The following is a 24,264-nucleotide window of genomic DNA, read 5'->3' as shown; positions in this document are numbered from 1 at the left end:
TCCCACCCCTGACCGGTCACTGCACGACGATGCGCGGCGCCGCACGGCCACCGGTGCCGCCGCCGCCGATCTTCTCCCACAGGCGCGTCGCGATCCGGCGATAGGCCTGGGCATGCTCGGAGTCCGGCTGCGACACCACGATGGGCTGGCCCTGGTCGGAGGTCTCGCGGATCGACAGGTGAAGCGGGATCTCGCCGAGGAACTCCATGCCCAGATCGTCGGCTTCCTTGCGGGCGCCGCCGTGGCTGAAGATGTCGGTGCGGTGGCCGCAGTTGGGGCAGCAGAAATAGCTCATGTTCTCGATGATGCCCAGCACGGGCACATCGACGCGGCGGAACATGTTCAGCCCCTTGCGGGCATCCAGCAATGCTATGTCCTGCGGGGTGGAGACGATCACCGCACCCGCCAGCGGAACCTGCTGGGCCATGGTCAGCTGGGCGTCGCCGGTGCCCGGCGGCATGTCGACCACCAGCACGTCGAGGGTGCCCCAGTTCACGTCGCGCAGCATCTGCTGCAACGCGCTCATCACCATCGGTCCGCGCCAGATCATCGGCGTGTCCTCGGCGACCAGGAAGCCCATGGACATCACCTTGACGCCGAAATTCTCCATCGGCTCCAGGCGCTTGCCGTCCGGGCTGTTCGGCCGGCCGGCGATGCCCATCATGCGCGGCATCGACGGGCCGTAGATGTCGGCGTCGAGCAGGCCGACCTTCAGCCCGTTCGCCGCCAGTGCCAGCGCCAGATTGGCCGAGGTGGTCGACTTGCCGACGCCGCCCTTGCCGGACGCCACCGCGACGATGGCCTTCACGCCGGGGACCAGCGGTTTCTGCGGATCGTTCTGCGGCGCTCCCTGCGGTGCCCCTCCATGGGAATGACCATGGGAGTGGCCGTGCTGCCCACCATGCGAATGCGTGTGGCTCTGTGCCGCACCCTGCGGTGCCGCGCGGTGGGCGGTGAGCACGGCGGTGACCGACAGGACGCCGGGCAGGGCATCGACCGCCTTCTCGGCGGCGTGACGCAGGGGCTCGGCCTGCGCGCCGCGCTTGGGGTCGACTTCGATGGAAAAAGCGACATGCCCGTCGCGCACCACGAGGCCCGACAACATGCCCAAACTGACGATGTCGCCGCCCCGGTCCGGGTCGATGACGGTCTTCAGCGCCTGCATGACTTGAGCTTCGCTGATCTGCGCCATGGTTGAAAACTCCGCTGTCTTCCCGATATTGGCGGATATCCGTTGGTGGAATCCTTGCCGAAGGGTATGGGGGACTATAGGACCGACGGACGAGATCGGTAAAGGGATGCGCGGGGCTTAAGCCATTGCGCTTCCACATGATGGGACGAATCGCAGAAGGGGGACAGAGTCGGATGCCGTGGAACAATCAAGGTGGGGGCGGAGGTGGCGGCCCCTGGGGTCCCCCGCCGGGCAACAATGGCCCGGGCAACCCGTGGGGCCGTCCCCAGGGCGGAGGAAATGGCGGCGGCGGTGGCGGCCCGCAGCCTCCCGACCTTGAGGATCTTCTGCGGCGCAGCCAGGACCGCCTGCGGCGCGCCATGCCCGGCGGCTTCGGCAGCGGCCGCGGCGTGGCGCTGGTCGCCGGCGTGCTCGGCCTGATCTGGCTCGCCAGCGGCATCTACCGCGTCGAGGCGGACGAGCAGGGCGTCGTCATGCGCTTCGGCGAGTGGACCCGCACCGAACAGCCCGGCCTGCGCTATCGCCTGCCGTCGCCGATCGAGACGGTGCTGCTGCCCAAGGTGACGCGCGTCAACCGCATTGAGGTCGGTTACCGGTCCTCCGTCGGCGGCGGCCGCAACGACCGCGACGTGCCGGACGAATCGCTGATGCTGACCGGCGACGAGAACATCGTCGACATCGACTTCACGGTGTTCTGGGTCATCAAGGACGCCGGCAACTTCCTGTTCAAGATCCGCGAGCCGGAAGTGACGGTGAAGAAGGCCGCCGAGAGCGCCATGCGCGAGGTCATCGGCCGTACCGACCTGCAGCCGGCCCTGACCGAGGCCCGCCAGCAGATCGAAACCTCGACCCGCCAGCTTCTCCAGACCATGCTGGACGAGTATCAGGCCGGCATCGAGATCACCCAGGTCCAGCTGCAGAAGGCCGACCCGCCGCAGCCGGTCATCGACGCCTTCAACGACGTGCAGCGCGCCCGCGCCGACCGCGAACGCGCCCGCAACGAGGCGGAAGCCTACCGCAACGACATCATCCCGCGCGCCCGCGGCGAGGCGGAGCGGCTGGTGCAGGAGGCCTCGGCCTACCGCGAGCAGGTGGTCAGCCTGGCACAGGGCGACGCCGACCGCTTCCGCAAGGTTTACGAGGCCTATGCGCTGAGCAAGGACGTCACGTCCAAGCGCATGTACCTGGAGACCATGGAGGAGATCTTCCGCGGCCGGAACAAGATCATCGTCGAGGGTTCGGCGCAGAACGTCGTGCCCTATCTGCCGCTGAACCAGCTGGCCCCGAACGCCACGCCGGCTCCGCAGCAGCAGGCGCCGCGCCAAGCTCCGTCCAACCAGGGCGGCAACCAGGGAGGCGCGCGGTCCGGTACGCAGACGCAGCCGCTGTCCGCACTGCCCCAGAACCCGTCCCAAAACCCTTCAATGTCCGGCCAGTGAGGAGGATCGCATCATGAAACGCACCCTCGCCATCGCCGGTATCGCCATCGTCGCCCTCGGCGTCGTCGCGTCGTCCGCCCTGTTCACCGTCAACGAGGCCCAGCAGGCTCTCGTCCTGCAGTTCGGCGAGCCGCGCCGGGTGATCCAGGATCCGGGCCTGAAGGTGAAGATCCCCTTCATCCAGGAGGTCCGGCTGCTCGACCGCCGCGTCCTCGACCTCGACCCGCCGGTGGAGCAGGTCATCCTGGCCGACCAGAAGCGCCTGGATGTCGATGCCTTCGCCCGCTATCGCATCCACGACCCGCTGCGCTTCTACCAGACCGCCGGGACCGAGGCGGTGGCAGAAACCCGCCTGAACTCCATCGTCAACTCGGCCCTGCGCCGCGTGCTCGGCAACGTCACGGTGCTGGCCGTGCTGTCGGACGAACGTGCCCGCATCATGACCGACATCAAGGGGCAGGTGAACGACGAGGCCAAGCGCTTCGGCATCGAGATCGTCGATGTCCGCATCCGCCGCGCCGACCTGCCGGAGGAGACCAGCCAGTCGATCTTCGCCCGGATGCGCTCCGAGCGTGAACGCGAAGCGTCCGAGGCCCGCGCCCAGGGCCAGGAGCAGTCGCAGCAGATCAAGTCGCGCGCCGAACGCGAACGCACGGTCATCATCGCCGAGGCCCAGCGCGACGCGCAGATCCTGCGCGGTGAAGGCGACAACAGCGCGTTGAAGCTGATCGCCGAGGCGACCTCGCAGGATCCCGCCTTCTACGGCTTCTACCGGTCGCTTGAGGCCTATCGGAAGTCGCTGAACGGCAACGACACCACCATGGTGCTGTCGCCGACCGGCGAGTTCTTCCGTTACTTCAATGGTGCCGGCCCGCAGGTCGGCGGCGGTGCCCCCACACCGGCTCCGGCTCCGGCCCCGGCCCCCGCGCCGGCCGCTCCGGCGCAGTAACGCCGCGCGTCAGGGTCGAAACGGCTTGCGGCCGGATCGGGGTTTTCCCCCCGGTCCGGCCGCAGTGCTGTCGGGCCGGGCGAGCCGATGGATCGACGGTCCGCAGCAAGAGTTCAAAAGAAAACTCCAGCCTTAAGTTTTCCACTGGTGCCGACTGGACCGGCACGCCATCTTGCGGCCATACTCTTGGCCCAACACATATATGGCCCAGAACTGGGCGGCCGCTCCCGTCCATGGAATCGGCCGGACGTCTGGTAGGGAGAGCACGTTGATTCGCATACCCAACTTCGAACCCGCCACGCGCGGCGCCGTGGCCGAGGCCCGGCCTCGCAAGGCGGGCGTCCGGCCGCTTGTCGCCGCGATCGTCTGGGGCATGACGTCGGTCATGGCCGGCGGCGCCGTGATGGGCGGCATCGCCGCCGCGCCGGCCCAGGCCCAGGCGGCGACGCCGAACCGCAATGCGCCCGGCAGCTTCGCCGATCTGGCGGAAAAGCTGCTGCCGGCGGTCGTCAACATCTCCACCAGCCAGAACGCGCCGCAGCGTCCGCAGGGCCAGCGGCCGGAGATCCCGCAGTTCCCGCCGGGCTCGCCCTTCGAGGATTTCTTCAAGGACTTCTTCGACCGCCAGCAGCAGCAGGACCAGCCGCAGCGCAAGGCGACGTCGCTCGGTTCCGGCTTCATCATCGACGCCAAGAACGGCTATGTGGTCACCAACAACCACGTCGTTCAGGACGCCGACGAGATCACCGTCATCCTGCAGGACGACACCAACATCAAGGCGGAGCTGGTCGGCAAGGACAGCAAGACCGATCTCGCCCTGCTGAAGATCAAGACCAGCCATCCGCTGGTCGCCGTTCCCTTCGGCGACAGCGACGCCATGCGCGTCGGCGACTGGGTGCTGGCCATCGGCAACCCGTTCGGCCTGGGTGGGTCGGTCACCGCCGGCATCATCTCGGCGCGCCAGCGCAACATCGACGCCGGCCCGTACGACGATTTCCTCCAGACAGACGCCTCGATCAACCGCGGCAATTCCGGCGGCCCGATGTTCAACCTGAACGGCGAGGTCATCGGCATCAACACCGCCATCTTCTCGCCGTCGGGCGGGTCGGTCGGCATCGGCTTCGCCATTCCGTCCAACCTCGCCAAGCAGGTGGTGGCGCAGCTCAAAGACTATGGCAAGACCCGCCGCGGCTGGCTGGGCGTGCGCATCCAGGCGGTGACGCCGGAGATCGCCGAAAGCCTGGGCCTGCCCGGCCACAAGGGCGCGCTGGTCGCCTCCGTCACTCCCGACGGCCCGGCCGCCAAGGGCGGTATCCAGGCCGGCGACGTGGTGACCAAGTTCGACGGCCGCGAAATCGACGAGATGCGCCGCCTGCCGCGCGTCGTCGCCGAAACCTCCATCGACAAGGCCGTTCCGGTCGAAGTGTGGCGCAAGGGCAAGGCGCAGACCGTCCAGGTCAAGGTCGGCGAGCTTGAGGCCGCGGAGGAGCAGGGTCTGCTCGCCGCCGGTCCGGACGAGAAGCAGCCGCCGAAGGACAAGGCCCCGGCCCAGAAGCCGACCGAATCCCTCGGCATGAAGCTGACCGCCATCACCCCGGAACTGCGCCAGCAGTACGAGATCAAGCCCGACATGAAGGGCGTGGTCATCACCGATGTGACGAGCAACTCCACCGCTGCGGAAAAGGGCCTGCGCGCCGGCGACGTCATCATCGAGGTCGGCCAGGAAGAGGTCCGCAAGCCCGAGGACGTGACTGCCAAGGTCCAGAAGGCCAAGGAGCAGAGCAAGAAGTCCGTGCTGCTGCTGGTCGACCGCAAGGGCGACCTGCGCTTCGTGGCGATCCCGCTCAGCTGATCGCCTGCGGGCAATGAAGAAGGGCGCCGGCGGGAAACCGCCGGCGCCCTTTTCGTTTGTAGGCAGTGGGAAAGGGGGCTGGCCGCGCGCCTACAGTGTGATCGGTTCAAGCGGAATCGCTTGAAGCGTGAATCACACGGAAAACCAAACACTATGCTCCGTCCAGCAGCATCGCCAGGGCGACGGCGCCGGCGAGCAGGGCGCACAGTGTGGCGACGATGGCGAGGCTGCGCAGGTACTGGATGAATTCGCCCTGTTTCCAGGCACTGCGTCCCAGCAGCACAAGATAGCCCGCCATGGCGGCGGCGATGATCTGCCAGCCCATCCTGTCCTCATCCTCTCTCCGCCGGGTGGCGGAAGCCGGCGGAAATGCGCATGCGCGGCCGGGCAGGGTCAAGGCTACGACGATGGCGGCGGCCTCTTCTATATCGAAAGTACGGGTGTCCCATTCGGGGTATCTGTTGGCGTCATCCCGTCGGCAGTGAAGGGAGCGACCCGGTGTGAGAATTTTGCGGCATTGATTGCTTAGGAGATACGCTCATACGCAAATAAGTGGTGGTTAACAAAACAGTTAATGCCTTTGCGCATAACAATGTTCGCTGCTGTGATATCTTTGGATCCGGAAATCTTGGAGAGGCTTTGCGCATATGCCCAATGCGTTCTTCTTTTAACTCCGGAGAGTGGTACCGTAGGACACGACACGGGGGTAACCTCCCCCTAAATAACGGCCTGCCGAAGCTATCGAGGGGTAATCGCCGAATCGCCAATGCGTCGGGACCTTCCTCTGTACAACGGCCTTCACCCTGGCCACGACGTCATGACGATCGACTAATATTGCGGGAGCGGACGATGGACTCAGTGCGCGCTTTTCTTATCGACTCGAACAAGCTGTTTCGCGAGGGGCTGAAGCGCCTGCTCGACGATTCGCCCTTCCAGATCGTCGCCGAGGCGGGAAACCTGCGGGAGGCGCTGGGTTCGGTTGAGAACGGCATTCGTCCTCAGCTGGTCCTTCTCGACCTGCAGAATGGCGGCGACGAGGAAGCCGACGGCATGCGCCGCCTGCGCGCCCTGCTGCCGGAAACCCGGCTGGTCATCCTGACCAGCGACCTGTGCACCCGCCGCCTGGCGAACGCGCTGGAAGCCGGTGCCGATGGCTATCTGATGAAGGACCTGTCGTCCGACGCGCTGGCCCAGTCGCTGAAGCTGGTGATGATGGGCGAGAAGGTGTTCCCGACCCATCTGGCGGCCTTGCTGATCTCCGGCCGCGTCAACGGCAACGGCACCGAGATGCCGGTGTCGCGCAAGGGCCTGTCGCAGCGCGAGGTGCAGATCCTGCGCTGCCTGCTCAACGGCGACAGCAACAAGATGATTGCCAACCATCTGAACATCACGGAAGCCACCGTGAAGGTTCACCTGAAGAGCCTGCTGCGCAAGATCAACGCCTCCAACCGCACCCAGGCCGCCATCTGGGCGCTGAACAACGGCATCGGCGGCGAGCTTGCCGGCGCCAATGTCGTCGCGGCGGCGGCGAACCAGTAACCCCGCGCTCGTCCATTGCCGCCGTTCCCATCTTTCCTGCGTGCACTTTACTGCTCGTAGGGAGGATGGGGGACGAGGCCGTCATTGCATGACATGAATTGCCCGCCTGAATGAAGGCGGGCTTTTTCATGGCATCGCCTCATCGGATCAGACCGGCAGCCGGATCACCGCGCGCAGGCCGCCGTAGGGGCTGTCGTCCAGCGTGATGTCGCCGCCGTGGCTGCGCGCCACGTCGCGTGCGATGGTCAGCCCCAGGCCGGAGCCGCCGGTGTCGAGGTTCCGGCTGCTGTCGACGCGGAAGAAGGGCTTGAACACGTCGTCGCGCAGATAGGCGGGAATGCCGGGACCGTCGTCGTCCACGGTGATTTCGATCACGCCGTCCTTCCGCTCCGCCTTGACCCAGGCTGTGCCGGCGTGACGGCCGGCATTGACCAGAAGATTCGCGACGCAGCGGCGGACCGCGTTGGGCCGCAGCGGAAGGGACAGCCCCTCCGCTGCGGTCAGCGTCACCTCGGTTCCCTCGCGCCGGGCGCCGACGGCAACCTCGTTCAGCAGGCGGGTCAGGTCGGTCGGCTGCACCGCCTCGGTCCCTTCGCCGCGGGCGAAGGCGAGGTAGCCTTCGATCATCTCCTCCATCTCGGCGACGTCGGCCTTCAGTTCCTCCACCTCGGGGTCGAGGTCGGGATCCTCGATCATGTCGAGCGCCAGCTTCATCCGGGTCAGCGGCGTGCGCAAATCGTGGCTGACGCCGGCCAGCATCTCGGTTCGCTGGTTGATCTGCCGCTGGAGACGCTCGCGCATCAGCAGGAAGGCGGAGGCCGCCTGCCGCACCTCCGTCGCCCCCTCCATCTTGAAGTTGGAGACGTCGCGTCCCTTGCCGAGAGCGTCGGCGGCAATCGCCAGCCGCTTGATCGGCCGGATCTGGTTGCGCATGAACAGGATGGCGACGGCGAACAGCACGATGGCCGACCCGACCATCCACAGGATGAAGATGTAGCTGGTGGGCGTGAACAGCCGGCGCTCCGGCGACATCACCGAGAGCACCCCGTCGGCCATCTGCACCCGGATCTCGTACCATTCATGGGCGACGCGGGTGTTGATGGTGAAGGGACGGCCCACCCGGTCCTCCAGCGCCTTGCCCAGCGTGCGTTCCAGCAGGCCGCCGAGCAGGCCGCTCTGCTGGCGGCGCTGCTCCGGCAGGATCTGGCCAGGCTCCAGGGTGACGATCAGGTCGGTGGTGCGGGCGGCGGTGGCCAGCGTCCAGTCGCGCCCCTCCGGTGTCGGATCGTGTTCCAGCACGGCGATGACGGTGGCGATGTCGCCGGCAACCCCATAGGCCAGCCGGTTCGTCACCGTATCCCAATGCCGGTCGTAGAAAATCCAAGTCGCCACCGCCTGGGCCAGGATCACCGGCGTGACGATGATCAGCAGGGACCGTCCGAACAGGGTGCGCGGCAGGAACCGCTTCAGCAGCGGTGTGCGCCGCCGCCGTTCGGCCCGGCGGGCCGCCGCCCGCTTGGCCGCCGCATTGTCGGCCCCGGCCTGCCCGCCCGCCGTCACGGATCTGGCCTCAGCACATACCCCTCGCCGCGGACGGTGTGGAGATAGCGCGGCTCGCGCGGGTCGGCCTCGATCTTGCGGCGCAGGCGTGTGACCTGGACATCGACGGTGCGGGCGTTGCCGGCGACCTTGCTGCGTTCGGTCAGCTCGTCGCGCGTGAAGGTGATGCCGGGCGAGGTGGCGAGGATGCGCAGCAGGCTGGCCTCCGCCGTGGTCAGGCGGATCACCTCGTCGCCCTGGCGCAACTCGTCCCGGTCGGGCAGGTAGGTGAGGGGACCGAGCCGGACCGGAGCCGCCGGCGGGGCCGTCGGTTCCGGCGGGCGCGCCGCCTGACGGCGCAGGATGGAGTTGATGCGCAGCAGCAGCTCGCGCGGGTTGAAGGGCTTGGCGAGATAGTCGTCGGCCCCGGCCTCCAGCCCGGCGATGCGGTCGTCCGGCTCGTCCCGCGCGGTCAGCAGCAGGATCGGCAGGTCCCGTTCGCGCCGGAGCGATTCGGTCAGCGACAGCCCCGATTCGCCCGGCATCATGATGTCTAGCACCAGCAGGTCGAAGGCCAGCCCGCCCAACTGTGCCCGCGCATCGGCGGCGTCGCGGGCGGTGCTGACCAGAAAGCCGTTGCCGGCGAGGTATTTGCGCAAGAGTTCGCGCAGGCGGGTGTCGTCGTCGACGACCAGGATGTGGGGCTGATCTTCGGTCATGGCCGGACTATAACGCGGCTCCCCGCAATCGACATAGTGGTGCCTGCCGAACATATCTTGGGTATGCATGGCGGGCAGTCGTGTAAGCGCTTGGCCGTTTTGGCCTTGATCCGTGTTAACCTCCATGTGCCCTCCGCTGAGGGCCGAGAGACACGAGGAGCGATCACGATGGCCGACCACCACAGGTCCAACGACCCCCGGGACCTGGACTCCCAAGACCTCGCCGACATGACCCGTGCCTTCCTGGCGAAGGGCGGGAACATCGTTCAATGCCCACCCGGCGCTTCTGAAAACGTGGTGTACCGCAAGGGCGGCTTCCGCCGCCGCAATCCCAACGAGGCGAAGACGACCGCTGAAAAGCCGGCCGACGGCGCAACCGAAGCAAAGCCGACCGAGGCAGCGCCGACGGAGGCCCAAACCGCAGCTCCGGTGGAGACCATCGAATCGAAAGCCGGCTGATCCGCTACGACATTTTTCGAATCAGCGTTTGACGGCAAGACGGGCAGGGGGAACGGGCGGTGCGAATTTCGCCCGGTCCTCCTCGTCCAGCATGCCCATCATAACCTTGCGGAAGCCCTCCACCGCCTCGGCCCCCGCCATGCGATAGGCACGGGCGATGCGCTGACGCTGGGTCTCGGACAGCTGGCGCTCCAGCTCCACACCCTTTTCCGTCAACTCCAGCAGCCGCTGCCTTCGGTCACGGGCACCGGTCTGCTGGTCGATGAAGCCCTGGCGGACCAGTTCGCCCAGCACGCGCGACAGGCTCTGCTTGGTGATCTTCAGGATCGCCAGCAGCTCCGACACCGTGATCTTCGGATACCGGCCGACGAAGTAGATCACGCGGTGATGCGCGCGGCCGAAGCCGATCTCCGCCAGAATTTCGTCCGGCTCGGCGGTGAATTCGCGGTAGGCGTAGAAAAGCAGCTCCATCCCGGTGCGGAGTTCCTCCTCGCGGAGGAAGAGCTGGTTAACGCCCGCTTTAAGGTCAGCCATGGCAACGCGGTTGGTTCGATTTGTTCTAATTAGGACAGCAACTCAGACATAAACAATCGTGCGACCGGTTACAAGAACAAGCTCGTTCCGGGAACCGGCTTTTCCTCCCGCGCTCAGGCACTGCCGATCAGGATGCCGGTGCCGAAGACGAGCAGCCCGCCGACCACCACCTGGAAGGCGGCGGACAGCAGCGGCGTGTCCATGTACCGGTTGCGGATCCAGGCGATGACGGCCAGTTCCACCGCCACCACGGCGATGGCGACGGCGGTCGCCGTCCAGAAATGCGGGATCAGATAGGGCAGGGCGTGGCCCAGCCCGCCCAGCGTGGTCATGGCGCCGCAGACCAGACCGCGCAGCCACGGGCTGCCGCGCCCGGTCAGCGACCCGTTGTCGGACAGCGCCTCGGCGAAGCCCATCGAGATGCCGGCGCCGATGGAGGCGGCGAGGCCGACCAGAAAGGTCTCGTGGCTGCTTTGGGTGGCGAAGGCGGCAGCGAACAGCGGGGCCAGCGTGGACACCGACCCGTCCATCAGCCCGGCCAGGCCCGGCTGGACGATTTGCAGGAGGAACAGGCGCCGTTCCGATTCGTGCTCCTGCTCGCGCACCTGGGGCGAGACGTATTTTGCCTCCAGCCGTTCGGCCTTGGCCTCGTGCCGCCGCTCCTCTTCCGCCAAGTCGCCCAGAAGCTGGCGGATTGCGGTGTCCCGCGACCGCTCGGCGGCGCGGGTGTAGAAGCGCTTGGTTTCCGCCTCCATCAATTCGGCCTGCCGCCGCACGGTGTCGACCCCCAGCGGGCGGGTCAGCCAGACCGGCTTGCGTTCGACGAAGCCCTTCACGTCCTGGCGGCGGATCAGCGGGATGTGGTCGCCGAATCGCGCCTGGAACAGTTCCAGCAGCCGATGGCGGTGCCCGCTTTCCTCCGACGCCATCGCGCGGAACAGCTTGGCGGTGTCGGGATAATTGTCGGCGAGACCGTGGGCGAACTCGTCGTAGATGCGGCTGTCCTCCTCCTCCAGCGCGATGGCGAGTGCCAGCAGTTCCTTTTCCGTCAGGTCCGAGAAGTTCTTCATGGGGGTCAGGCCTTCGCCGCGGGGAGTTGGTGCGTTGCAGTTGATGCTATTCCGGAAAGGGGCATCCGCAACATGGCACTTCGTATGGTCCGGCTCCGCCAGGGATGTGATCCGGCTTCGCCGGAGGGCGGCTGGCCGGCCTCCGCCGGGGGGCTGCTACAAGATGTCTCTTATGGCTTTCGGGGGGCGATGTGCCGGTCGGGTGAGTGGAATTTCCGCAGCGGGCTTGCTATGGGCTTTGGTCACGAGAGGCCAAGAACGTTCCACAAGTTCCCATATAAAGCCGACACAAGAAGGAAACGACCATGACCGCCAACCGGAAGCTGATCGCCGGAAACTGGAAGATGAACGGGTTGAAGGCCGACGCGCTGGATCTCGCCTCCGACCTCGCCGGTCGGCTGAAGGGCGCCGGGCCGGTCGCTTTCGACATGCTGGTCTGCCCGCCATTCCCGCTGCTGTTTCCGGTGGGCGAGGCGATCGCCGACAGCCCGCTGGCGCTGGGCGGCCAGGATTGCGCGCCGAAGACGTCCGGCGCCCACACCGGCGACGTGGCGCCGACCATGCTGAAGGACGCCGGCTGCCGCTTCGTCATCCTCGGCCATTCGGAGCGCCGCGCCGACCATGGCGAGACCGATGCCGTGGTGAACGCCAAGGCGGTGGCGGCCCACAAGGAGGGCCTCGTCGCCATCGTCTGCGTCGGCGAGACCGAGGCGCAGCGCGATGCCGGTCAGGCCAACGCCGTGGTGTCGGGCCAGCTGGCCGGCTCCATCCCCGCCGGGGCGACGGCCGACAACACCGTCATCGCCTATGAGCCGGTCTGGGCCATCGGCACCGGCAAGACCGCGACCCCGGACGATGTGAAGGCGATGCACGCCCACATCCGCACCGAGCTGGACGGCAAGATCGCCGGGGCCGCCAAGGTCCGCATCCTCTATGGCGGCTCGGTCAAGCCGGGCAACGCGGCGGAGCTGATGGCGGTGGAGAATGTCGACGGCGCCCTGGTCGGCGGCGCGTCGCTGAAGGCCGACGATTTCTGGGCCATCGGCACCGCCTGCCGCTGACACCGGCCTTCCCTTGCGGCATGGCGCGCAATCGGTGTCAGCCATGCCGCCAACGGATAAGGCTCGGGTATTTTGGCGCTGGCATATCGCGCGATGGCGCGGTACAAACAATGGGCGCGCGCCACGGGCCCTTAAGACGGCCTGTGGCGCGCTATTCGATTTTTGGGATGGTTGTGGGGTGAGCATCGCATGGAATCGGTGATTCTGGTCATTCACCTGCTGATCGCCGTCGGGCTGGTCGGTGTGATCCTGATCCAGCGGTCGGAAGGCGGCGGGCTCGGCATCGGCGGCGGCACGATGGGTGGCATGATGAGCACCCGCGGCACGGCCAACCTGCTGACGCGGACCACCGGCATTCTGGCGGGCTGCTTCTTCGCCACCAGCATCGTGCTGGCGATCCTGGCCGGCGGCCATTCGCGCCCGGCGTCGATCATCGACACGCTTCCGGCGAGCCCGGCGGCTCCGGCGGCCCCGGCCGCTCCGGCCCAACCCGCGCCGCCGGTGTCCCAGTAACGGGACAGTTCCCAGCGCACGGGTGCGAAGCGGACAGCGAGGCGGCCTCCCCGAAGCCGCCTCTTTCTTTTGAGGGCTGATTGCGGCTGACGCCGCGGCGGCTCTCCGGGGACTGGAACATTTGCCCCCATCGGGGGGCATGAAAACTCCGTCCCCTCTGGGGGACATGGAACAGCTCTCAAGCTCTTCGGACGGACATGACTCGCTACATCTTCATCACCGGTGGCGTCGTTTCTTCGCTGGGCAAAGGTCTGGCATCGGCGGCGCTTGGGGCGCTTCTCCAGACGCGCGGCTACAAGGTGCGGCTTCGCAAGCTGGACCCGTACCTGAACGTCGATCCCGGCACGATGAGCCCGTATCAGCACGGCGAGGTCTTCGTGACCGACGACGGGGCCGAGACGGACCTTGACCTCGGCCATTACGAGCGCTTCACCGGCGTGTCGGCCCGCAAGGGCGACAACATCACCACCGGCCGCATCTACTCCACCGTGATCGCGAAGGAGCGTCGCGGCGATTACCTGGGCGGCACCGTCCAGGTCATTCCGCACATCACCGACGAGATCAAGGAGTTCATCCGCGCCGACGCCACCGACGAGGACTTCGTCCTCATCGAGATCGGCGGCACGGTGGGCGATATCGAGTCGCTGCCCTTCCTGGAGGCGATCCGCCAGTTCGGCAACGAGGTCGGCCAGGAGAATGTGCTCTACATCCACCTGACGCTGCTGCCCTACATCCCGACCGCCGGCGAGCTGAAGACCAAGCCGACCCAGCATTCGGTGAAGGAACTGCTGAGCGTCGGCATCCAGGCCAACATCCTGCTGTGCCGCGCCGACCGTCCGATTCCGGAGAACGAGCGCAAGAAGATCGCGCTGTTCTGCAACATCCGTCCGGAGCGGGTGATCGCGGCGCTCGACGTCGACTCGATCTATCAGGTGCCGATCAGCTACCACGAGGAAGGCTTCGACACCCAGGTCCTGAACTATTTCGGCCTGCCGACCGACAAGGAGCCGGACCTGTCGCGCTGGACCCGCATCATGGATCGGGTGCGCAAGCCGCAGGGCGAGGTCACCATCGCGGTGGTCGGCAAGTACATCAGCCTGCTCGACAGCTACAAGTCGCTGGCCGAGGCGCTGACCCATGGCGGCATCGCCAACAACGTCAAGGTCAACCTCGACTGGATCGATTCGGAGATCTTCGAGGATGACGATGCGGCGGTGAAGCGGCTGGAAAACGTCCATGGCATCCTGGTGCCGGGCGGCTTCGGCTCCCGCGGGACGGAAGGCAAGATCCGGGCGGCCCAGTTTGCGCGTGAGCGCAAGGTGCCGTATTTCGGCATCTGCTTCGGCATGCAGATGGCGGTGATCGAAGCCGCCCGCAACATGGCGAAGATCGAGGATGCCGGTTCCACCGAACTGGGCAAGCCGGGCAACCCGGTCGTCGGCCTGATGACGGAGTGGATGCGCGGCAATACGCTGGAACGCCGTGCCGAAGTCGGCGATCTGGGCGGCACCATGCGTCTGGGCGCCTATCCGGCCAAGCTGCTGGACGGCAGCAAGGTCGCCGAGGTCTACGGCACCACCGACATCTCCGAACGGCACCGTCACCGCTATGAGGTGAACGTGTACTACAAGGAGCGTCTGGAGCGCTGCGGCATGCGGTTCAGCGGCCTGTCGCCGGACGGGGAACTGCCGGAGATCGTCGAGATCCCCGACCATCCCTGGTTCATCGGCGTGCAGTTCCACCCGGAACTGAAGTCCAAGCCGTTCGAACCGCACCCGCTGTTCACCGCCTTCATCAAGGCGGCCATCGATCAGAGCCGGCTGGTCTGACCTTTTCGGACCGACCGTCCTCGATTACGGAAGCCCCGCCCTCACCGGCGGGGCTTTTTGCTGCCGGCAACCTTCCCCATACGTCAGGTACCTTGCGCGCCCGATACCCTTGTGCGACGATCCTCTGAAAATCTGACAATCGAACAATCTGATCGGGGGAAGGGCCATGAATCGCGTCAGGATCGCCGCGCTCGCCACCTGTCTGACCGCGGTTGCCGCGGTCCCGGCCACTGCGGCGGATTACTCCTCCACCATCTTCTTCGGCGACAGCCTGACCGACAGCGGCGCGTTCCAGTCGCTGCTGCCCGTCGGCGGCAAGTTCACCACCAACCCGGGTCCGGTGTGGGCGGAGACCATCGCCGGGGCGCTGGGCACCTCCGCCACGACGGCGGCGCGGGGCGGCACCGACTATGCGGTCGGCGGCGCGCGGGTGAATACCTCGGTCGGCTTCCCCGCATCCGGTCCTACCGCGCTCGCCCCCAGCGTGGCGACGCAGATCTCCGGTTATCTCGCTTCCAGCGGCGGCCGGGCAGATCCGAATGCGCTCTACACCGTCTGGGGTGGAGCGAACGACATCTTCACGGCGCTCAACACCCCCGCCAGCGCACAGGCGACGGTGACGCAGGCTGCCGGCGATCTGGTGACGCAGGTGGCGCGTCTGCGCGCCGCCGGGGCGCGCACGATTCTGGTGCCGACGGTGCCGGACATCGGATCGACGCCGCTCGGGCGGGCGCAGGGCTCAGCCGCGGCGGCACAGATCACGCAACTGGTCAGCGGCTATAACCAGCTGGTCACGCTGGGGCTGGCGAATGCCGGCGTATCGGTCATTCCCATCGACACCTATTCCCTGCTGCGGGCGGCGGTGGCCGATCCGGCAGCCTTCGGCTTCACCAATGTGACCGGTACCGCCTGCACCACCAGCAGTTCGCTGCTCTGCACCTCCGGGACGCTGGTGGCGCCCAACGCGGCGCAGACCTATCTGTTCGCCGACGGTGTCCACCCGACCACGGCCGGGCATCGTGCGGTGTCGGACTTCGTGCTGAACGCGCTGACCGCCCCCGGCAACGTGGCGCAGCTCGCCGAATCGCCGATCCACACCCGCGACCGGCTGACCTCCACCATCCTGGCCCAGGTGGCGACCAGCCTGTGGAGCCGCAAGCCCGGCACCAGCGGCGCCTGGATCAGCGGCGGGGTCGGCCGGCTGACCAGCGACCGCACCGGCGACCCTGGTGCCGGCGGTCAGGCGGAGGTGCGCGGCACGCCGCTGTCGGTCAGCGTCGGCATCGACAAGCGCTTCACCGAGAACCTGCTGCTCGGCGTGGCCGGCACGGCGTCGCATTACCGCGGCAGCTTTTCCACCGGCGGCGATTACAAGCAGCGGGAGTATGTGCTGAGCGGCTATGGCGTCTACCGCATCGGCGGCGCCTTCGTGAACGGCGTCGGCTCCATCGGCTTCGCCGACTACGATCTGCGCCGTGGCGTCAGCATCAACGGCACCGACCATTCCACCAGCGGCAACACCGAGGGCATCAACGCCTCCATCGGCGCCGAGGGCGGCTATGAGTTCATGACCGGCGGGCTGACGCACGGTCCGGTGCTGGGCCTGCGCTACCAGCATGTCGAGGTGGAGGGGTTCAGCGAGGACAACAGCCTGTTCGGCTTCACCTACCGCTCGCAGACCCGCAACTCGCTGGTCGGCAGCATCGGCTACCGGGCGGCCTATGATTTCGGCAGCGTCCTGCCCTATGCCAAGGTGACGCTGAATCGGGAGTTCAAGGACGACCAGCGCTCCATCACGGTGGAAAGCCGCAGCATTTCCACGCTGGCCTACGACGTGGCGGTGGCGAAGCCGGACCGCAGCTATGTCGACCTGACGGCCGGCGCGTCCTTCAAGCTGGCGGAGTCGGTGACCGGCACGCTCGGCCTGAACGCCCGGCTGGGCGAGGAGAACCGCCGCGATTTCGGCGGCCTCATCGGCGTCAGCGTCGGTTTCTGACGAAAGGCGGGGTGACCGGGGGCAACTCCGCTCCATATCAGGGGCGGATTTGCCAACGGGAGGACAGGAGCACTATGTCAGACGTGATGATCGACACCGCCGATGGCGGCCGCTTTTCCGCTTATGTCGCCAAGCCCACGGTGGCTCCGGCCGGCGGATTGGTGGTCATTCAGGAAATCTTCGGCGTCAACGCGGTGATGCGCGAGATGTGCGACTGGTACGCCTCGCAGGGCTTTCTGGCGGTGTGCCCGGACCTGTTCTGGCGCCAGCAGCCGGGCGTGCAGCTGACCGACAAGACGCAAGAGGAATGGAACCAGGCCTTCGCCCTGCTGAACGGCATGGATCAGGACAAGGCGGTGGACGACCTCAAGGCAGCGCTGGCCTGGGTGCGCGGGCAGGACGGCTGCACCGGCAAGGCCGGCAGCGTCGGCTACTGCCTGGGCGGCCGGCTGGCCTTCATGATGGCGACGCGGTCGGACGCCGACGCCAATGTCGGCTATTACGGCGTCGGGTTGGAAGGGCTGCTGGGCGAGGCCGGGAAGATCGGCAAGCCGCTGCTTCTGCACATCGCGGAGAACGACAAATTCTCCAGCCCCGACAAGCGCGACGCGGTGGTCGCCGGGGTGAAGGACAACGAATGGGTGACCGCCAAGGTCTATCCGGGCATGGACCATGCCTTCGCCCGGCCGGGCGGCGAGCATTACGACCGCGATGCCGCCGACGAGGCGAACCGGCTGACGGTGGAGTTCTTCCGGACGCATCTGGCCTGACGCCAGCGCCGTTGACCGATTTCCTGAATAGTGGGATGCAAGGGTCTTCCGACCCTTGCCCGAACCCCTGTCGGGTGAGCGCGGGAGGGCGGCGCCCTCTCGCCTCGATTTGTTTTGGAGCACTCCGATGACCACGCCGCGCGCCGTTCAGGTCGGCGACCTGACCATTGCCAACGACCGTCCCTTCGTCCTGATCGCCGGCCCCTGCCAGATGGAAAGCCGCGACCATGCGATGGAGACCGCGTCCGCGCTGGTGGAAATGACCCGCGCGCTGGGCATGGGGCTGATCTACAAGTCGAGCTTCGACAAGGCCAACCGCACCTCCATCACCACCGCGCGCGGCCTGGGCATGGACAAGGCCCTGCCGATCTTCGCGGAAATCCGCGAGCGGTTCGGCTGCCCGGTCATCACCGACGTGCATGAATCCACCCAGTGCGCCCCGGTCGCCGAGACGGTGGACGTGCTGCAGATCCCGGCCTTCCTCTGCCGCCAGACCGACCTGCTGATCGCCGCCGCCGAAACCGGCCGCGCGGTGAACGTCAAGAAGGGCCAGTTCCTGGCGCCGTGGGACATGAAGAATGTCGCCGCCAAGCTGGTCGCCTCGGGCAACGAGCGCGTGCTGCTGTGCGAACGCGGCGCCAGCTTCGGCTACAACACGCTGGTGTCGGACATGCGGTCGCTGCCGATCATGGCGGAGACCGGCTTCCCGGTGGTGTTCGACGCCACCCATTCCGTCCAGCAGCCGGGCGGGCAGGGCACCACCTCGGGCGGCCAGCGGGAGTTCGTTCCGGTCCTGGCCCGCGCCGCCATCGCCGTCGGCGTCGCCGCCGTCTTCATGGAGACGCATGAGAACCCCGACTGCGCTCCCAGCGACGGTCCCAACATGGTCCCGCTTAAGGATATGCCGGCGCTGCTGGCGAAGCTGCAGGCCTTCGACCGTCTGGCGAAGTCCTAAACAGGCTTAATTTGGCTGGGGCGGGGCGCCGTGCTTCACTGGCGCCTCTTCCGCATCCACGGGTCACGTCAGCCTTCGGGGACAAGCATGATGGTCGGTCGGAGTTTTCGGGGTGTGGTGGCGGCACTCCTGCTGCTGGTGGTCGCCTTCCCGGCACTGGCGCTGGAAAGTTTCCAGAAATCCAAGCTGACCGTGGAGACGGCCGGCGGCGGCAAGTTCCGCTTCGACATCGAACTGGCGCTGACGCCCGGCCAGCAGGCGCAGGGGCTGATGTTCCGCCAGTCGATGGCCGCCGATGCCGGCATGCTGTTCGTTTACGACCGGGTTCAGCCGGCCAGCTTCTGGATGAAGAACACCCTGATCCCGCTCGACATGCTGTTCATCGCCGCCGACGGCCGCATCGTGAACATCCACGAGCGGGCGGTGCCGGAATCGCTGGACTCCGTCAATTCCGACGGCCCGGTCAAGGCGATCCTGGAACTGAACGGCGGCATGGCCTCGCGGCTCGGCATCCGTCCCGGCGACCGGGTGGTCTCGCCGGACATCGCCAAGCCGTAAGTCCCGACGTTGAAAGACGGCCCGCCGCCCATGACTTTCGCGTAAACTCCCCCAGATTGATCGCGCGGGCATGAGCGGCGCGGAGGGCTGGGATGGCCAGGGGAGCAGGCAGGCGGGCGGCTATTTTTCTCGGACTGGCGCTCAGCGCCGCGGCCGGCCTGTCCGCCTATGTCGTGCTGGCGCGGGCCGAGCCCGGTCCGTCCTATCGTCTGGCACGGGTGGAGCAAGGTCCGCTGGTCAGCGCCATCACCGCCACCGGAACCATGAGCGCCCTGGTGACGGTGGAGGTCAGCTCGCAACTGTCCGGCCAGATCGCCGAGCTTTACGCCGATTTCAACAGCCGCGTCACCAGCGGGCAGATCCTTGCCCGGCTGAACGGCGACCAGCTTGCCGCGCGGCTGGCCCAGGCCGGTGCCGATGTCGATTCCGCCAAGGCGGTGCTGATCCAGCAGCAGGCCCTGCTCGACAAGGCGCGGGCCGATCTCGCCAATGCCAACGCCAGCATTGCCAATGCCGACGCGCAGATCGTCCGTGCCGACCTTGCCCAGCGCGATGCGGAGCGCGACCTGCGGCGGCGGCGTGACCTGCAGGGCCGTGGCGTGGTCGCTGCTGCCGATCTGGAAAAGGCGGAAACCGCGGCCCACAGCGCCCAGGCCCAGCTGGTCGCCGCCCGCGCGCAGAAGCGGCAGGCGGAGGCGGCAGAGGCATCCGCCGAAGCCTCGCTGGCGGTCGCCGCCGCCCAGGTGGAGGTTGCCCGTGCCCAGGTGGCGCAGCGCGAGGCGTCCTTGCAGCTGGTCCGTGTCGATCTCAACCGCTCGGTCATCCGCTCGCCCATCGACGGCGTGGTGGTGAACCGGGCGGTCAGCACCGGCCAGACGGTGGCGGCCAGCCTGTCGGCGCCCACCCTGTTCACCATCGCCCAGGATCTGCGGCAGATGGAGGTGCTGGCCAACATCGACGAGGCCGACATCGGCCGGGTCCGCGAAGGCATGGCTGTGCGTTTCACCGTCAACGCCTTCCCCGGCGACAGCTTCACCGGCCGGGTGGCGCAGGTGCGGCTGGCGCCGAAGGAGGACCAGACCGTCGTCACCTACATCGTCGTCATCACGGTTGAGAATCCGGAGCTGCGGCTGCTGCCCGGCATGACCGCCAACCTGCGCATCACCGTGGACGAGCGGCCGGCGGCGGTGAAGCTGCCGAACGCCGCCCTGCGCTTCCGTCCGCCGGGCGTCGACTTGTCCGCCGACGCGCCGGCGCCGACCACCGGTGGCCTGAATGGCGGGCGCGGTGCCGCGGCGCTGGAGGCGGCATCCAAGCGGGTGACGGACGGACTGAAGCTGGACGAGATCAAGCGGCGCGACATTGCCGCCCTGGTCGCCGAGGCCCGCGAGCGCTTCGCAGCACTCGATGCGGAAGGCGGCGATCCGGAACGCCGCCGGGTGGAGGCCAACGCCATCCGCACCGCGACGCTGGAGCGGATGGCCGGACTGCTCGACCCGGCGCAGCGTGACCGCTTCGAGTCGCTGGTCGATCCCGGCCGGGCAGCCGAGGCCGCGCGCACCGTCTGGGTGCCCAGCCCCGGCAATGGCAGTCCTGTCGGTGTGCCGGTGCGGCTCGGCATCGGCGACGGCAGCTTCACCGAGCTGGTATCCGGCGACCTGCGGGCGGGGCAGGAGGTCATCACCGGCATCCTCGCCGCCGACCGCGACACCCGCCGGGGACCGCGCCTTGGCTTCTGAACCGGCCGAGCCTCAGGTCGCGCCTCTGATCGCGCCTCTGATTACGGTTGAGCGCCTCACCCGCCATTACCGCATGGGGCCGCAGATCGTCCATGCGCTGGACGATGTCTCCGTCGTCATCCAGCGTGGCGAGTTCGTTGCGGTGATGGGGCCATCCGGGTCCGGCAAATCCACCTTCATGACCCTGCTGGGCTGCCTGGACCGCCCGGACTCAGGCACTTACCGGCTGGATGGGCAGGAAGTGGCGGGGCAAGAGGGCGCCGGGCTATCCTCCGACGCGCTGGCGGCGGTGCGGAACCGCAGCATCGGCTTCGTCTTCCAATCCTTCAACCTGCTGCCGCGGCAGACGGCGCTCGACAACGTCATGCTGCCGATGGTCTATGCCGGCGTCGGCCATGCCCAGCGGATCGAGCGGGCACTCGCCGCACTCGACGCGGTGGGGCTGCGTGAGCGGGCAAGGCACCGGCCAAGCCAGCTCTCCGGCGGGCAGCAGCAGCGGGTCGCCATCGCCCGTGCGCTGGTCAATGATCCTCTGCTGCTGCTGGCCGACGAGCCGACCGGCGCGCTCGACAGCGCCACCAGCCTGGAGATCATCGGCCTGTTCCAGCGGCTGAACCGCCGCGGCATCACAATCGTGCTGGTGACGCATGAGCCGGAGGTGGCGCGCTTTGCCGGCCGTGTCCTGCACTTCCGCGACGGCCGGCTGATCGACGACGTGAACCAGACGCCGGAGGTCGCAGCATGACCGCCTGGGACGCCCTGCGCGCCGCCCTCGATTCGCTGCGGGCCAACCCGCTGCGCAGCGCGCTGACCATGCTGGGCATCGTCATCGGCGTGGCCGCCGTGATCGCCATGGTCGCGGTGGGGGCCGGTGCGCGCGATCAGGTGCTGCGCCAGATCGCCAGCCTGGGGACCAACCTGATCATGGTGGGGCAGGGCAGCATCGCGCGGGGCGGGGTGAAGCTGGGCGCCGGCACCGCCTCTTCCCTGACGGAGGACGATGCACTGGCGGTGCTGTCGGAGATCCCCGGCGTGGTGGTGACGGCGCCCTCGGTGCGCTGGGGATTGCAGATCGTCGCCGGCAATCAGAATTGGGGCACCGTGCTGTTCGGCATCACGCCCGACTACATGGATGCCCGCGACTGGAGTGTCGCGATGGGGCGCGGCCTGTCGGACGAGGATGCGGCGCAGGCCAACAAGGTCGTGGTGCTGGGCCAGACCGTGGTGCGCAACCTGTTCGGCGGCGGCGATCCCATCGGCGAGCCGGTGCGGGTCTTCTCCACCCCGCTGACCGTCGTCGGCGTGCTGGCGGAGAAAGGGCAGAACACCCAGGGACAGGATCAGGACGACGTCATCTTCGTGCCGCTGTCCACCGCCAAGCGCAACATTCCGGGCATGGCGAAAAGCAACCCGCGCTTCATCCACACCATGGTGGTGAAGATGCGCGATGGCACCGACATGGCCGAGGCCCAGGCGCAGATCCGCGATCTGCTGCGCCAGCGCCACCGGCTGGTTGCCGGCCAGGACGACGATTTCTGGATGCGCGACCTGTCGGAGGTATCGGCGACCCGCGATGCCTCGTCGCGCGCCCTGTCCTTCCTGCTGGCCGCAGTCGCGGCGGTCTCGCTGCTGGTCGGCGGCATCGGCATCATGAACATCATGCTGGTGTCGGTGACCGAGCGCACGCGGGAGATCGGGCTGCGCCTCGCCATCGGGGCGCGGCGGCGCGACATCCTGGTGCAGTTCCTGATCGAATCGACCACCCTGTCGCTGATCGGCGCCGCCATCGGCGTGGCGCTCGGCATCGGCACCGCCATGGGAGTCGCGACCCTGGCCGGATGGCCGACGCTGATCCAGATCGACTCCGTGGTTCTGGCGGTGGTGGTCAGCGGCATTGTCGGCGTCTTCTTCGGCCTGTACCCCGCCCGACGGGCTGCCCGCCTCAACCCGATCGAGGCGTTGCGGCACGAATAGCCGCGAGGTCGGCCTCCACCTTGCCCGTCAGCACGACCAGCGGCGCCTTGCTGCGTGCCAGCCACAGCGCCAGCCGGCCGACCCAGCCCACGTCCCGCGGAACCGCCAGCAACGCCGGCTGCCGTTCCGCCACCATGCGCGCCAGGGCGAGGGGGGATGTGGCGGCATGGCGCTTGGCAAGGTCGATCTGCCCGACGGCGGGGTCCAGTTCGGCGCGCAGCGGTCCTCCGCCCATCGGCGCCACCACATCCACCGCAGCCCCCGTTCGCAGCAGTTCATGGGCGAGGTCGATGGCGGAGCGGCGGTCCGGCCGGTCGGCAAGGTCCGGCTGGAACAGGAGGATGGCGAGCGGTGCGGGGGTGAGTGATGGCAACGAAACGGATCCGGAACAGTGTTGACGACAGGCTGTTGAGCGACCGAATGCCGCACCGAACGACCGGCAGGGCAGGCGGGATGGAAAAGACCGCGAAAGCGGTGCGCCCTCCGCTTGCCGTGGGCGTGGCGTTCGTGTATCTCACAACGCGGCGACGGGGCGTAGCGCAGTCTGGTCAGCGCGCCAGTTTTGGGTACTGGAGGCCCCCGGTTCGAATCCGGGCGCCCCGACCATCGCCAGAGGACAAATCCGCGTCCAAGCCATGGAGCCAGGACGCAACGGCAGGCATTTGGGGAGACGAGCGAGCCATGAACGTCCGGATCTATCAGCCGAGCAAGACGGCCATGCAATCCGGCCGGGCCAAGACTCACCGTTGGATGCTGGATTACGAGATCGAGACGCCGCGCCGTCCGGAACCGCTGATGGGTTGGACCAGCTCCGGCGACACGCTGAACCAGGTGCGTCTGTCCTTCGAGACGAAGGAAGAGGCCATCGCCTTCGCGGAGCGCGAGGGCTGGAGCTATACCGTGCAGGAGGCTCCCATTCGCCGCGTCCGTCCGCGCAACTACGCCGACAACTTCCGCACCGACCGCCCGCGCTTCTGATAGCCTATGCGACCGCCGGTATCGGCCCGTGTCGCGCCCGGCATCCGCTGGGAAACCGGGATAAGGCCCCATAGCTCAGTTGGATAGAGCAGCCGCCTTCTAAGCGGCAGGTCGCTGGTTCGAATCCAGCTGGGGTCGCCATCTCGGCAGTCCGTTGCAGACAAAAAAAGCCCCGCTTCGGCGGGGCTTTTTCTTTGTGGTTGGGAGGCCGGCGGTCAGGCGGCCTTGATGTCGCCCAGGAACGTTTCGACATCCCGGCGCATCAGTTCGGCCTGCCGGGACAATTCGCCGGCGGCGGTCAGCACCTGACCGGCGGCATTGCCGGCCTCGCCCGCCGCCTGCGTCACCTGAACGATGCTACCCGTCACTTCCTGAGTCCCGGCCGCGGCCTGCTGGACGTTGCGAGAGATCTCGTTGGTCGCAGCGCTCTGCTCTTCGATGGCGGCGGCGATGGCGGTGGTGATGTCGTTGATGCTGCCGATGGTGCCGCCGATGCCGGTGATCGCCGTCACCACGCCCTGAGTCGTCTGCTGGATGGCGCCGATCTGGCTGGCGATCTCCTCCGTCGCCTTGGCCGTCTGGCCGGCGAGGCTCTTCAC

The 24,264-nt window shown here is 67.5% G+C and carries 23 protein-coding genes, 2 tRNA genes and 1 pseudogene; 18 read left to right on the top strand and 8 right to left on the bottom strand.

Annotated elements, in window-relative coordinates; genetic code table 11:
• Positions 1-16 precede the first annotated feature (16 nt).
• Entirely contained in the window at positions 17-1,192 is a 1,176-nt protein-coding gene (apbC, locus tag CRT60_RS27735) for an iron-sulfur cluster carrier protein ApbC (protein ID WP_098739706.1), read from the bottom strand.
• A 173-nt stretch (positions 1,193-1,365) separates the two neighbouring features.
• Here apbC and hflK point away from each other — a divergent pair, with 173 nt between their 5' ends.
• The 3 genes from hflK (at position 1,366) to CRT60_RS27720 (ending at position 5,432) form a co-directional block, all read left to right on the top strand.
• The gene (gene hflK / locus CRT60_RS27730) at positions 1,366-2,631 is read left to right on the top strand and encodes an FtsH protease activity modulator HflK (protein ID WP_098739705.1); all 1,266 of its coding nucleotides are present in this window, start codon (positions 1,366-1,368) and stop codon (positions 2,629-2,631) included.
• Positions 2,632-2,644: 13 nt separating this feature from the next.
• Positions 2,645-3,580 carry a protease modulator HflC gene (gene hflC, locus CRT60_RS27725; RefSeq protein WP_098739704.1) on the top strand — a complete coding sequence of 312 codons (936 nt, stop codon included), beginning with the start codon at positions 2,645-2,647 and terminating at the stop codon, positions 3,578-3,580.
• 202 nt (positions 3,581-3,782) lie between these two features.
• A complete protein-coding gene (locus CRT60_RS27720) occupies positions 3,783-5,432 on the top strand; it encodes a DegQ family serine endoprotease (RefSeq protein WP_244592796.1) in 1,650 nt (549 codons plus the stop codon).
• 151 nt (positions 5,433-5,583) lie between these two features.
• On the opposite strand, the gene CRT60_RS36535 is transcribed toward CRT60_RS27720, so the two are convergent.
• Complete coding sequence (locus CRT60_RS36535) at positions 5,584-5,757, bottom strand: hypothetical protein (RefSeq protein WP_167421823.1); 174 nt, start codon at positions 5,755-5,757, stop codon at positions 5,584-5,586.
• Positions 5,758-6,281: 524 nt separating this feature from the next.
• On the opposite strand from CRT60_RS36535, the gene CRT60_RS27715 reads away from it, so the two are divergent.
• Positions 6,282-6,971, top strand: a complete 690-nt coding sequence (locus CRT60_RS27715) for a LuxR C-terminal-related transcriptional regulator (protein WP_098739703.1) — start codon at positions 6,282-6,284, stop codon at positions 6,969-6,971.
• A 147-nt stretch (positions 6,972-7,118) separates the two neighbouring features.
• On the opposite strand, the gene CRT60_RS27710 is transcribed toward CRT60_RS27715, so the two are convergent.
• Complete coding sequence (locus CRT60_RS27710) at positions 7,119-8,531, bottom strand: ATP-binding protein (RefSeq protein WP_098739702.1); 1,413 nt, start codon at positions 8,529-8,531, stop codon at positions 7,119-7,121.
• Complete coding sequence (locus CRT60_RS27705; protein WP_098739701.1) at positions 8,528-9,229, bottom strand: response regulator; 702 nt, start codon at positions 9,227-9,229, stop codon at positions 8,528-8,530. Before CRT60_RS27705 ends, CRT60_RS27710 begins: the two co-directional genes overlap by 4 nt.
• Before the next feature lie 168 nt (positions 9,230-9,397).
• On the opposite strand from CRT60_RS27705, the gene CRT60_RS27700 reads away from it, so the two are divergent.
• Entirely contained in the window at positions 9,398-9,688 is a 291-nt protein-coding gene (locus CRT60_RS27700; protein WP_244592795.1) for a hypothetical protein, read from the top strand.
• Between the two features lie 21 nt (positions 9,689-9,709).
• Here CRT60_RS27700 and CRT60_RS27695 read toward each other — a convergent pair whose 3' ends face one another.
• Both CRT60_RS27695 and mbfA read right to left on the bottom strand, forming a co-directional pair.
• Positions 9,710-10,222 carry a MarR family winged helix-turn-helix transcriptional regulator gene (locus CRT60_RS27695; RefSeq protein ID WP_098739700.1) on the bottom strand — a complete coding sequence of 171 codons (513 nt, stop codon included), beginning with the start codon at positions 10,220-10,222 and terminating at the stop codon, positions 9,710-9,712.
• Between the two features lie 113 nt (positions 10,223-10,335).
• On the bottom strand, positions 10,336-11,292 hold the full coding sequence (gene mbfA / locus CRT60_RS27690) for an iron exporter MbfA (RefSeq protein ID WP_098739699.1): 957 nt from the start codon (positions 11,290-11,292) through the stop codon (positions 10,336-10,338).
• A 305-nt stretch (positions 11,293-11,597) separates the two neighbouring features.
• On the opposite strand from mbfA, the gene tpiA reads away from it, so the two are divergent.
• The 10 genes from tpiA (at position 11,598) to CRT60_RS27640 (ending at position 22,687) form a co-directional block, all read left to right on the top strand.
• Positions 11,598-12,353, top strand: a complete 756-nt coding sequence (gene tpiA / locus CRT60_RS27685; RefSeq protein WP_098739698.1) for a triose-phosphate isomerase — start codon at positions 11,598-11,600, stop codon at positions 12,351-12,353.
• A gap of 189 nt (positions 12,354-12,542) precedes the next feature.
• The gene (secG, locus tag CRT60_RS27680; protein ID WP_098739697.1) at positions 12,543-12,866 is read left to right on the top strand and encodes a preprotein translocase subunit SecG; all 324 of its coding nucleotides are present in this window, start codon (positions 12,543-12,545) and stop codon (positions 12,864-12,866) included.
• Positions 12,867-13,063: 197 nt separating this feature from the next.
• A complete protein-coding gene (locus CRT60_RS27675) occupies positions 13,064-14,695 on the top strand; it encodes a CTP synthase (RefSeq protein WP_098739696.1) in 1,632 nt (543 codons plus the stop codon).
• A 166-nt stretch (positions 14,696-14,861) separates the two neighbouring features.
• Positions 14,862-16,691 carry an autotransporter domain-containing protein gene (locus tag CRT60_RS27670; RefSeq protein ID WP_098739695.1) on the top strand — a complete coding sequence of 610 codons (1,830 nt, stop codon included), beginning with the start codon at positions 14,862-14,864 and terminating at the stop codon, positions 16,689-16,691.
• 74 nt (positions 16,692-16,765) lie between these two features.
• On the top strand, positions 16,766-17,461 hold the full coding sequence (locus tag CRT60_RS27665; RefSeq protein WP_098739694.1) for a dienelactone hydrolase family protein: 696 nt from the start codon (positions 16,766-16,768) through the stop codon (positions 17,459-17,461).
• 127 nt (positions 17,462-17,588) lie between these two features.
• The gene (gene kdsA, locus CRT60_RS27660) at positions 17,589-18,416 is read left to right on the top strand and encodes a 3-deoxy-8-phosphooctulonate synthase (RefSeq protein WP_098739693.1); all 828 of its coding nucleotides are present in this window, start codon (positions 17,589-17,591) and stop codon (positions 18,414-18,416) included.
• Positions 18,417-18,530: 114 nt separating this feature from the next.
• Complete coding sequence (locus CRT60_RS27655; RefSeq protein ID WP_342210684.1) at positions 18,531-18,974, top strand: DUF192 domain-containing protein; 444 nt, start codon at positions 18,531-18,533, stop codon at positions 18,972-18,974.
• A gap of 92 nt (positions 18,975-19,066) precedes the next feature.
• Entirely contained in the window at positions 19,067-20,713 is a 1,647-nt protein-coding gene (locus CRT60_RS27650; RefSeq protein WP_098739692.1) for an efflux RND transporter periplasmic adaptor subunit, read from the top strand.
• Positions 20,703-21,458, top strand: coding sequence for an ABC transporter ATP-binding protein (locus CRT60_RS27645; protein WP_280177250.1), 756 nt, complete (start codon positions 20,703-20,705; stop codon positions 21,456-21,458). Before CRT60_RS27650 ends, CRT60_RS27645 begins: the two co-directional genes overlap by 11 nt.
• Positions 21,455-22,687, top strand: coding sequence for an ABC transporter permease (locus CRT60_RS27640; RefSeq protein WP_098739690.1), 1,233 nt, complete (start codon positions 21,455-21,457; stop codon positions 22,685-22,687). The genes CRT60_RS27645 and CRT60_RS27640 overlap by 4 nt, the downstream gene beginning before the upstream one ends.
• Here the strand turns inward: CRT60_RS27640 and CRT60_RS27635 are convergent.
• Positions 22,656-23,060 (bottom strand): hypothetical protein, encoded by a 405-nt coding sequence (locus CRT60_RS27635; protein ID WP_098739689.1) that lies wholly within the window; start codon positions 23,058-23,060, stop codon positions 22,656-22,658. The genes CRT60_RS27640 and CRT60_RS27635 overlap by 32 nt on opposite strands.
• A gap of 155 nt (positions 23,061-23,215) precedes the next feature.
• Here CRT60_RS27635 and CRT60_RS27630 point away from each other — a divergent pair.
• The 3 genes from CRT60_RS27630 to CRT60_RS27620 all read left to right on the top strand — a co-directional run bounded on the left by CRT60_RS27630 (position 23,216) and on the right by CRT60_RS27620 (position 23,806).
• A tRNA-Pro gene (locus CRT60_RS27630) sits at positions 23,216-23,293 on the top strand.
• A 75-nt stretch (positions 23,294-23,368) separates the two neighbouring features.
• The gene (locus tag CRT60_RS27625) at positions 23,369-23,665 is read left to right on the top strand and encodes an ETC complex I subunit (RefSeq protein WP_098739688.1); all 297 of its coding nucleotides are present in this window, start codon (positions 23,369-23,371) and stop codon (positions 23,663-23,665) included.
• A gap of 64 nt (positions 23,666-23,729) precedes the next feature.
• Positions 23,730-23,806 (top strand) — tRNA-Arg (locus tag CRT60_RS27620).
• Positions 23,807-23,880: 74 nt separating this feature from the next.
• On the opposite strand, the pseudogene CRT60_RS27615 reads toward CRT60_RS27620, so the two are convergent.
• A pseudogene (locus CRT60_RS27615) lies at positions 23,881-24,264 on the bottom strand (methyl-accepting chemotaxis protein); the annotation flags it as partial.

Origin of the sequence: Azospirillum palustre (genome assembly GCF_002573965.1) — a bacterium.
GTDB classification, from domain to species: Bacteria; Pseudomonadota; Alphaproteobacteria; order Azospirillales; family Azospirillaceae; genus Azospirillum; species Azospirillum palustre.
This window is presented reverse-complemented; position numbering and strand designations above follow the sequence as displayed.